Here is a 9,813-nt window from a genome sequence, read left to right on the forward strand (position 1 = left end):
GTCCCGCAGGCCCGCGGCGCGTGACGGGCCGCGGCCCCGGCCCGAACTCGAGCCCGGCACCCGCCGCGGGACCTCCCGCAGGCTCACTGGCGTCACTCACCGCGGCCCCGCGCCGCGCGGCCCCCACCCACGAACGCTCCGCCCGGCACCCACCACGGCCCCACGCACTGGCGCCCGCACGCCGTCCGCCGCCGGTTCCTCGCCGGGCGTCGCTTCGGGTGCTCCCGCCCGGTCGGTGGGTGCCTTCGGGGCCTTCACGGCCGCCCCGTGTGCACGTCCGGCCGCCCGGGAGTCAGGGCAGACGTGGCCGGCGGCCGGACGGGGACCGAACCGGAGGACGGCGCACGTCGTACGGCGTGCCTGCCTCGGCCTGGGACGGGGGATGGGGCCGGGCCGGCACCGGGCGCGGTCGTACATGCGCTGCCTCCGATTCGATCAGCTCCAGCCTGCACCGCGCGGGCCCCCTGCCCACCCTGTCAAGAGGCCCTGACCGTAGGGCCGTTGGTCCCTGACCGGGCAGGCGGACCGGGGCCTTCGGGCATCGGGCGGGGGGCGTTCGGCCCAAGGATCACCCAGCGGGCCCCGCATAGGTTCCCGGCCATGGAGAACGACGAGAACGCACGGCAACGGGAGCCGCGCGCCGCACAGCGCCGGCCGCCGAACACCCGTCGGCTGCTGAACCGGCGGATCCGGCCGGGCACCGACCGCAGCGACAAGGTGCTCTTCCCCCTGCGGTCCGCCACCGTGCTGCTCGGCATCTCCGCCACGGCCGCGCACGACGTGTTCGGCGGCGGTCACGACTGCCGGGAGACCGTCTCGGTGTGGTTCCGCGGGGTGTCCACCCCTCAGCCGCGGCCGGAGGCGATCTCCGGTGCACCGTCGCTGTTCCAGCCGCACGCGCTGAGCGCCTGCCCGGTCCACCGGCGCCGGGCCGCCACTGGGCCGGTGGTGTACGGAACGCCACCGTCCGCCTCACGCGAACCGCACCCCCCGGCGCGCGGCATGAGGGCGACGCCCGCAGCACGCCCCGGGCGGCGCATGGGCCTGCTGCTGACGCTGATCGGCGTCGTCGGCTGGCTCGCCGCCTTCCAGCTCGCCGTCGAGAACTGGCGGGTCCTGAAGAGCCCCGGCTACCGGCCGTCGTGCGACATCGGTCCGGTGGTGGGCTGCGGCAGCGCCATGGCCGGCGCGCAGGGCAACCTGTTCGGCTTCCCCAACATGCTCCTGGGGCTCGGCGCGTTCGCCGTCGTCGCCGCGCTCGGCGTGGCCGCCCTGACCGGCGCCCACCTGCACCGGCTGGTGTGGCTCGCACTCAACGCCGGGGCGCCGGCCGGCGTGGTGTTCGTGCACTGGCTGATCCTGCAGTCGCTGTACGTGCTCAACCGGATCTGCCCGTACTGCGCCGTCGTCCGGGTCGTGACCATCGCCCTGTTCTGGTACGTCACCCTGCACAACCTCGGGAACGGGGTCATCCGCGCGCCGGGGGCCGCCCGGGGTCTGCTGACACTGGTGCTGGACACGCACTGGATCCTGCCGGCCGCCTGGTACGGGGTGATCGCCGTGCCGGTGCTCACCCGATTCTGGCCGTACTGGAGCAGTCTGCTGTGACCGGGCCGGCGACTTCCCGAAACAGGACGTTCGGTCCTATATGCAGACATGACTATAAATTATGGTTGTCCGGGCAGGCCCGGGAGAGACAAGCCCGGGGAGAAGGAAGAACGCCGGCAGGAAGGAAGCGAGGCACGCACATGGCGACCATCGGCCATCACCACCCGCTCCACCCCTCCCCTTCCGTCCCCGGTGAGGGGCTGGACGCCGCCCGGATGCCCGGCCACTGGCTGCTGGCCCGCCTCGGCAAGCGGATCCTGCGCCCCGGCGGCACGGCGCTGACCGGCTGGATGCTGGACGCCCTGCACATCGGCCCGGACGACCGGGTGGTGGAGCTTGCGGGCGGCCTCGGGGCCACCGCCCGGATGACACTCGCCCGCGGCCCGGCCGGCTACATCGCGGTCGACCGCGACCCCGCGGCGGTGGCGGCGCTCAGTGCCCTCACCGCGCCCGGGCGGACCGGCGTGCGCGCGGTGCGGGCGGACGCGGCACACACCGGACTGCCGGACGGCACGGCCACCGTCGTCTACGGCGAGGCGATGCTGTCCATGCAGCCCGAGCCCGCCAAGCGCCGCATCGCGGCGGAGGCACACCGGCTCCTGGCCGGCCCCTCCGGCCGGTACGCCCTGCACGAACTGTGCCTGCTGCCCGACGGCCTCGATCCGGCGCTCGCCGAGCGCGTCGGCGCGGACCTCGCCGACGCCCTCCACATCGGCGCCCGGCCCCTCACCCCGTCCGGCTGGAGCGAACTGCTGGCCGCCGAGGGCTTCACCGTCACCGCCCGGCGGATCGTGCCGATGGCGCTGCTCGAGCCCCGGCGGCTCGTCGCCGACGAAGGACTCGCGCAGGCCCTGCACATCGCCGGCCGGGCCCTGCGGGACCCGGCGGCCCTGCGCCGAGTACTGCGCATGCGCCGTACCTTCCGCCGCCACCGGGCCCACCTGGGGGCGATCGCGCTCGTCGCACGCCCCACCACGGCGTCCACCGGCTGATCCGCCGGGTGCCTCACGACGTACGACGGCCGGGGCGCCCGGACCCGGCCGCGGGTCCGGGCGCCGACCGGCCGTTCGGCGGGCCTCACCTGTTTCGCAGGGCCTCGAGTGTCGCGTCGAGCCGGGCCGGGCGCGGCCGGTTGTGGGGCAGTTTGGCGAGCAGGACGGCCATGCCGCAGGTGTTGGTCAGGGCGGAGAAGACCAGCCCGCCCGCGACGCCCGCCGACAGGATCTGGAAGGCCGGGTGCACGAGCAGGCCGAGGACCAGGCCGAGCAGCACCAGCGCGCCCGCGGTGAGGCGCACCTGGCGTTCCATGTTCCAGGAGGCCCGCGTCTCGCAGGCCGCGGGCCGGTGCAGTTCGTGGCCCGCGGCGGCCCATGCCCCGGTGCCGCCGTTCAGGGTGGCGGTGTGCACGCCCTGCCCGGCCAGCAGCGCACAGGCCTTCTGCGAGCGGGCGCCGGAGGCGCACACGACCAGGACCTCGCCGCGCGCCGCGGCGTTCCGGATCTCCGGGAGTGCCTGACGGATGCGGTCCAGCGGGATGTTGAGGGCGCCGGGGAGGTGCCCCGAGGCGTACTCGCCGGGCGTGCGCACGTCGATGACGATCAGCTCGTCGAGCCGGGAGCGTGCCTGCTCGGTGGCGAGGGACACGGGTGTGGAGGGAATGGTCATGACAGTTCGGATCCTTTCCGGACAGTGGGTTGGTCGACGCGATCCCGAATCGGGACGTAGAGTACCCCTAGGGGTATTGTGCGAGGAGTGATCATGGACTTGGAGCTCGAGGGCGCCGACCTCAAGGCCGTCCTGAACCGGCTGCGCCGCGCGCAGGGCCAGATCTCCGGTGTGATCCGGATGATCGAGGAGGGGCGGGACTGCGAGGAGGTCGTCACGCAGCTCGCCGCCGCCTCCCGAGCCCTGGACCGCGCCGGCTTCGCCATCATCGCCACCGGTCTGCAGAAGTGCGTGGCCGACATCGAGTCCGGCCGGACGAACGGCGAGGACGCCACGCAGATGCGGGCCCGCATGGAGAAGCTGTTCCTGTCGCTGGCGTGACGGCGGCCGCGTCGGTCGGCGCGCATCACACCACCACGTCGATCAGCATGAACGCCGCCACCGCCAGCAGCACCACGGCGAAGACCCGCTGCAGCGCCGCCCCGGACACCTTCGCGGCCAGCCGCTTGCCGTCCCAGGCGCCGAGGACCGCGGCCCCCGCGAACGGCGCGATGACCGCCCAGTCCAGCCTGGGGGCCGTACCGGCCCGCATCGCCAGCGCGGCCAATGAGTTGATGGTGATGACCAGGAGACTGGTGCCCACCGCCGCACGCATGCGCAGGCCGAGCACGCCCACCAGGGCCGGTACGGCGAGGAAGCCGCCGCCGACGCCCAGCACACCGGTGACCGCGCCGAGCCCGGCGCCGGCCGCCGCGGCACGGCCGGGCCGTACCGGGCGTTCCGTGACCGACGCCCGGCGGGGCCGCAGCATCCGGAAGGCGGCGAGGGCCGCGACCAGCGCGAAGGCCGAGGTGAGCACGGCAGCGGGCAGCCGCCCGGCGACCACGCCGCCCAGCATCGCCGGGCCGATTCCGGCGGCCGCGAACAGCAGTCCCGTACGCCACCGCACCTGGCCGTCGCGGGCGTGCGCGACCAGGGCGGTGGCCGAGGTGACCGTGACGACGACCAGGCTCGCGGTGGTGGCCGCGACCGGGGTGAAACCGAGCAGGTAGATCAGGGCGGGAACGGCCAGGACGCTGCCGCCGCCCCCGAGCGCGCCCAGCGCCAGGCCGATGACGGCCCCGGCGGTCAGGGCGAGGATCAGGACACTCACGCGATCGTGCCGTCCTCGCCGCGGTCGTCCACCACCGGCAGTCCGGCCCGCAGCCAGTCCCGCATCCCGCCGACCACGTCGACGGCGTCGGCGCCCCGGGCCGCCAGCAGCTCGGCGGCCTGCTGGGAGCGGTTGCCGGAGCGGCAGATGACGATCAGCGGCCGCCCCTGTGCCTCCTGCGGCAGCGGCGCGCCCGCGGCGAGCGCGGACAGGGGTATGTGCAGCGCGCCGGGGGCGTGCCCCGCGCGCCACTCCTGCGTCTCGCGCACATCCAGCAGTACGGCGCCGCCCGCGCTCCCGGCCGGATGGTGACCGGTGCGCTCGGCGGCCTCGCGCGCGGTGACCCGCCCGGGCCCGCGGCGGAAGAGACTCATCCGCACGGTGCTTGCCTCACTTTCCTTTCTCTGCCCGGGTTCTTTCCTCGGGTCTTTCCTCAGACGGCCCGTACGGTGAGTCCGGCCTTCTCGGCGGCCTCGAACCCGTCGTCCACCGCGACCACGTCCCGGCCGGCCGCATCCAGCAGGGAGGCGGCCACGGCGGCCCGCATGCCGCCCGCGCAGTGCACCCACACCTGCCCGTCGGGAACCTCGCCGAGCCGCCGGTGCAGCAGGTGCACGGGGATGTGCACCGAACCCTCGACATGGCCGTCGGCCCGCTCGGAGTCACGCCGGACGTCCAGGACGACGATGCCCTCGCCCGGGTGCCGTTCGGCGAGGTCGGCGAACGTGGCCCGCGGGAAGGAGGCGGGCACCTCGCCCTGGCGGAGCCAGGCGTCCGGTCCGCCGGTGGCCGCGGCGGCCGGGCGGTCGATACCGACCCGCACCAGCTCGCGCTGCGCTTCGGCCAGCTGTGCGGGCGACTCGGCGAGCAGCGTCACCGGCTTGCCCCAGGGCACCAGCCAGGCCAGGTAGGTGGCGAGCTGCCCCTCGGCCTCGAAGTTGAACGAGCCCGCGACGTGCCCCTCGGCGAAGGCGACCCGGTTGCGCAGGTCGACGACCCACTCCCCCGCGGCCAGCCGGGCGGCGATCTCGTCGGGATCGGCCACGGCGGGCGGGGTCAGGTCGACCGTCGCGGGTCCGGCGGCGTTGACCGGCCCCATGTGGGCGTAGTACGCGGGGATGTCGTCCAGGTTCGCGAGCAGGTCGGCGACGAAGGTGTCGACGTCCTGGGTGAGGGCGTCGTTCGCCACCCGCTCCCGGCCGATGGTGGTGCTGTCGCCCTCCGCCTGGCTCGAGGAGCAGAAGCTGCCGAAGCCGTGGGTGGGCAGCACCGCGGTGGCGTCGGGGAGTTCCGCGGCGAGCCGGTGCGCGGAGGCGTGCTGGGCGCGGGCCAGGTGTTCGGTCAGCCGCGGTTCGACCAGGTCGGGACGGCCGACGGTGCCGATCAGCAGGGAGCCGCCGGTGAACACGGCGACCTCCGCCCGCGCCTCCTGAAGGACGTAGGAGGTGTGGTGCGGGGTGTGTCCGGGGGTCGCCATCGCGCGCAGGGTCAGCCGGGCGTCGGCGTCGACGGTCACGGTGTCGCCGTCCCGCACGGGCGTGTGCGCGAAGCGGACGCGGGCTCCCTCGGGGACCAGGTAGGAGGCTCCGGTGAGCCGGGCGAGTTCCAGGCCGCCGGAGACGTAGTCGTTGTGGACGTGCGTCTCGACGACGTACGCGATCCTCACCCCGCGCCGGGCCGCCGCGGCCAGCACCTGGTCGACGTCCCGGGGCGGGTCGACCGCCACGGCCGTGCGCTCGCCGCCGGCCAGGTAGCTGCGGTTGCCGAGCCCTGCCAGTTCGATGGTCTCGATGAAGAACACGGGATGCTCCCTTCACGGAGAAAATTACCCCTGGGGGTATACACCGAGACTAACACGAGTACCCCCCGGGGTATTCCTCGAACCCAGGCGACGGAGCTCCGCGGATCTCTCCGGTCCGTTCACTCGGGCAGGATCAGTCGGCAGCTCTCGCCCGGCTGGACGCTGACGGCGCGGTCGGGCAGGCGGACGTCGATCGGTGTGCGGTCGGAGGCGGGTACGGCGATCTCCACACGGTCGTGTTCCAGGCGCAGCCGTACGCCCCAGTGGCCGCGGTAGCGCAGGGCGAAGCCGTAGGAGGACAGCTCCGGCAGCGGTGCGGGGTCCAGCCACAGGGCGCCCGCGCGGGTCTCCAGACCGGGCAGTCCGCGCTGGACCAGGTCGAGGGTGCCGGCCATGGCGCCCAGGTGGATGCCCTCGCCGGTGGTGCCGCCCTGCAGGTCGGCGATGTCGCCGCGCAGGGCCTCCTGGACGAAGTCCCACGCCCCGGCGCGGCGGGCGCGGGCCAGGACCCAGCCGTGCACCAGGCCGCTGAGGGTGGAGCCGTGGCTGGTGCGGTCCAGGTAGTAATCGACGGTGCGCCGCCAGAGACCGTCGTCGAGGTGGTGCCCCAGCCGGCCGAAGAGGCCCTTGAGTTCGGCCGGCGAGAAGAGGTAGCCGAGCATGAGCACGTCGGCCTGCTTGGAGGCCTTGTAACGGTTGACGCTGTCGCCCTCGGCCTCCAGGATCCGGTCCAGGCGGCGGATGTCGCCGTACCGCTTGCGGTGGCCGGCCCAGTCGAGCTCGGCAAGACCTCCGTAGCCCTCGAACTGGCTGATGACGCCGTCGTGGAAGGGCACGTACAGCGTGCGGGAGACCTCCTCCCACCGCTCGGGCTCGCCCGTGTCCAGGCCGGTGCGCTCGGCCAGTTCGCGCCGGCGTGGCGCGGGCAGGGTACGCAGCACCTCCAGGGCCCGGGCGAGGACCCAGGCGGCCGTGACGTTGGTGTAGGCGTTGTCGTCCAGGCCGGGCCGGTCGGCGTCCGGGTAGGCGTCGTGGTATTCGTCGGGGCCCATCACGCCCAGGATGCGGTGCCGCCCCAGGTCCTCGTCCCAGGTGGCCGCGTCCGCCCAGAAGCGGGCGATCTGCAGCAGCATCTCCGCTCCCTTGGTGTGGAGGAACTCGGCGTCGCCGCTCGCCTGGCAGTACTGCCACACGTTGTAGGCGACGGCCGAGCCGACGTGGTGCTGCAGGCGGGAGTGGTCCGGCAGCCAGCGTCCGGAGCGGGGGTTGAGGTGCAGCCGCTGGGACTCCTCGCGCCCGTCGCTGCCGCTCTGCCACGGATACATCGCGCCGCGCCGGCCGATCGCGCGGGCGGCGGAGCAGGCCCGCTCCAGGCGCCGGTGGCGGTAGCGCAGCAGGGCGCGGGAGACCTCCGGAAAGTGCAGGTTCAGATACGGCAGGACGAACAGCTCGTCCCAGAAGACATGACCGCGGTAGGCCTCGCCGTGCAGGCCCCGGGCGGGCACTCCGACATCCAGGTCGGCGGTGTGCGGCGAGAGCGTCTGCAGGACGTGGAACAGGTGCAGGCGCAGAATGCGCCCCGGCTCCCCGGGCACGTCGATGTCGGCCCGGCGCCACAGCTGGTCCCATGCCGTCCGGTGGGTCCGAAGCAGTTCACCGAAGCCGGGCGCCGCGCCCACCCGGTCGACCGCGGCCCACAGCGGATCGCTGATGGCGGGGTCGCGGGAGGTGTGCAGCGCGGCGGTCTTGTCGACGGTGACGGTCCGGCCCGGCTCCAGCCGCAGCCGCACCCGCTGGACCGCGCGCGGGTGCTCGTGCCGGGCGGTGATCTCATCCTCGCAGGTCAGGCGGGTGGCCATGCCGATCCGGATGTCGGAGGTCCGGGTACGGCAGCGCAGCCACACGGTGTCGGGGGCGACGGTGCCGGAGTGCACATGGGTGAGGTGCCGGCCCTCCAGGTCCCGGTAGCGCTCCACCCCGGCGTTGATGACGCCGCCGTCGACGGCCGCCTCGACCTCCAGGTCCGCCGCGAGGCCGTCGGCGGTGAACTCGGTGCGCAGCGCCGCCAGATACGCGTCGGCCATGTGCACGATGCGCTGCTGGCGCACGATCAGCGACCGCCCGTCGCCGAGCCCGTACCGGGTCCGGCGCTCCAGCAGGCCCGAGGCCAGGTGCAGGACCTGGTGGTGGTCGAGGACCGTCGCGGTGTCCGGGGTGAGCCAGGGGCCGTCCGCGAGCCGGAAGCGCAGCGGCAGCCAGTTGGGGACGTTGACCATGTCCTCGTTCTCGACCCGGTGGCCGGCGACATCGGACGTCAGACGGTTGTAGCACCCGGCCACATAGGTGCCCGGGTAGTGCACATCGTCCGCGTCGCACTCCGGCAGGGCACCGCGGGTGGCGAAGCGTCCGTTGCCGAGCGTGCACAGCGCCTCCCGCAGACGCTCCTGCGCGGGGTCGTAACCGTCGTACGCCCACGTTCCGGCCGTCGCCGCCGTCACCGGGCTGTCACACCCGCTGCGGCACGACCGCCACCGGGCACTGTGCGTGATGCAGCAGCGCGTGGGCCGTCCGGCCCAGCTGGAGCCCGGAGCGCCCCGTCCTGTGCCGCGCCCCGACGATCACCAGGTCGGCGGCGGCCGAACGGTCCACGAGTACCCTGTGCGCCGGCCCTTCGACCGTCGCGGGGCGCAGCCGTACGTCCGGATGCTCGGCCCGCGCCTCCCCCAGCAGGTCCTCCAGCAGCCCCAAGGCCCGCTCCTCGTGCCCGCGGGCCGGGTCGTCGGAGGACGCCTGGAACGCGGGGCTGCGCCAGGCCCGTACGACGTCGAGGACACAGCCGCGCGCCTCCGCCTCGCGGAAGGCGAACCGTACGGCCTCGCCGCCGGTGTCGGGCTCGCCGGCGCCGAGCAGGATCCGCTCGTGCGTGCCGGCCAGGCCCGCCTTGTCACCGCGGACCACGACCACCGGGCAGTGGGCGCGGGCCGCCACGGCCAGGGATACCGAGCCGAGCAGCAGCCCCTTCAGCCCGCCCCGTCCACGTGAGCCGACGACCAGGGCGGAAGCGGTGTTTCCCTCGTCCAGCAGGGCGGAGACCGCGTCCTCGGGGAGGATGTCGGTGGACACCTTCACGTCGGCGTTGCGCCTCTGGGCCCGCTCCGCCGAGGAGGCGACGATGTGCTCGGCCATCACCTGCTCCGAGGGGCGTTCCGCGCTGCCCGACGGGACGGCACCCTCGTAGCGCTCCCAGAGGGAGGCGTACACCAGCCGCAGCGACCGACCGTGCCGGGCGGCCTCGTCCACCGCCCAGTCCACCGCCGTCAGGCTCGGATCCGATCCGTCGACGCCCACGACCAGGGGCAGTTCCATCGTCCCCACCGCCTTTCGCCGGGCTGCCGCGTCGCGCGGCAGGAGATCCCACCACCACCGTCGCATCCCTCAAGTACCCCCGCGAGGGCGGTTCGGCCCCTTCGGGCGACGTTCGGTCCGGGCGGTCCCCGGCCATCGGTCAGGGGAGTGGGTCGAGGCCGTACACGCTGCGCCCGCCGACCAGTTCGCGGCCCGTGACCAGCTCCGGCTCGATACGGAC

The 9,813-nt window shown here is 74.2% G+C and carries 9 protein-coding genes; 3 read left to right on the forward strand and 6 right to left on the reverse strand.

Annotated elements, in window-relative coordinates:
• Positions 1 to 600: 600 nt before the first annotated feature.
• Both DEP02_RS30680 and DEP02_RS30685 read left to right on the forward strand, forming a co-directional pair.
• Entirely contained in the window at positions 601 to 1,608 is a 1,008-nt protein-coding gene (locus DEP02_RS30680) for a vitamin K epoxide reductase family protein (protein ID WP_112470940.1), read from the forward strand.
• A gap of 140 nt (positions 1,609 to 1,748) precedes the next feature.
• On the forward strand, positions 1,749 to 2,600 hold the full coding sequence (locus DEP02_RS30685; RefSeq protein WP_112470941.1) for a class I SAM-dependent methyltransferase: 852 nt from the start codon (positions 1,749 to 1,751) through the stop codon (positions 2,598 to 2,600).
• 85 nt (positions 2,601 to 2,685) lie between these two features.
• On the opposite strand, the gene DEP02_RS30690 is transcribed toward DEP02_RS30685, so the two are convergent.
• On the reverse strand, positions 2,686 to 3,273 hold the full coding sequence (locus DEP02_RS30690) for a rhodanese-like domain-containing protein (protein WP_112470942.1): 588 nt from the start codon (positions 3,271 to 3,273) through the stop codon (positions 2,686 to 2,688).
• Positions 3,274 to 3,366: 93 nt separating this feature from the next.
• On the opposite strand from DEP02_RS30690, the gene DEP02_RS30695 reads away from it, so the two are divergent.
• Positions 3,367 to 3,654, forward strand: coding sequence for a metal-sensitive transcriptional regulator (locus DEP02_RS30695; protein ID WP_112470943.1), 288 nt, complete (start codon positions 3,367 to 3,369; stop codon positions 3,652 to 3,654).
• Between the two features lie 25 nt (positions 3,655 to 3,679).
• Here the strand turns inward: DEP02_RS30695 and DEP02_RS30700 are convergent, their stop codons facing one another.
• The 5 genes from DEP02_RS30700 to DEP02_RS30720 all read right to left on the reverse strand — a co-directional run bounded on the left by DEP02_RS30700 (position 3,680) and on the right by DEP02_RS30720 (position 9,593).
• Entirely contained in the window at positions 3,680 to 4,426 is a 747-nt protein-coding gene (locus DEP02_RS30700) for a sulfite exporter TauE/SafE family protein (protein ID WP_112470944.1), read from the reverse strand.
• Positions 4,423 to 4,800 carry a rhodanese-like domain-containing protein gene (locus tag DEP02_RS30705; RefSeq protein WP_112470945.1) on the reverse strand — a complete coding sequence of 126 codons (378 nt, stop codon included), beginning with the start codon at positions 4,798 to 4,800 and terminating at the stop codon, positions 4,423 to 4,425. Before DEP02_RS30705 ends, DEP02_RS30700 begins: the two co-directional genes overlap by 4 nt.
• Positions 4,801 to 4,859: 59 nt before the next feature.
• A complete protein-coding gene (locus DEP02_RS30710; protein WP_112470946.1) occupies positions 4,860 to 6,227 on the reverse strand; it encodes an MBL fold metallo-hydrolase in 1,368 nt (455 codons plus the stop codon).
• Between the two features lie 119 nt (positions 6,228 to 6,346).
• A complete protein-coding gene (locus DEP02_RS30715; protein ID WP_112470947.1) occupies positions 6,347 to 8,725 on the reverse strand; it encodes a glycoside hydrolase family 65 protein in 2,379 nt (792 codons plus the stop codon).
• 7 nt (positions 8,726 to 8,732) lie between these two features.
• Complete coding sequence (locus tag DEP02_RS30720) at positions 8,733 to 9,593, reverse strand: universal stress protein (RefSeq protein WP_112470948.1); 861 nt, start codon at positions 9,591 to 9,593, stop codon at positions 8,733 to 8,735.
• Positions 9,594 to 9,813 lie beyond the last annotated feature (220 nt).

Origin of the sequence: Streptomyces triticisoli (assembly GCF_003270085.1) — a bacterium.
In the GTDB taxonomy this organism is placed as follows: domain Bacteria; phylum Actinomycetota; class Actinomycetes; order Streptomycetales; family Streptomycetaceae; genus Streptomyces; species Streptomyces triticisoli.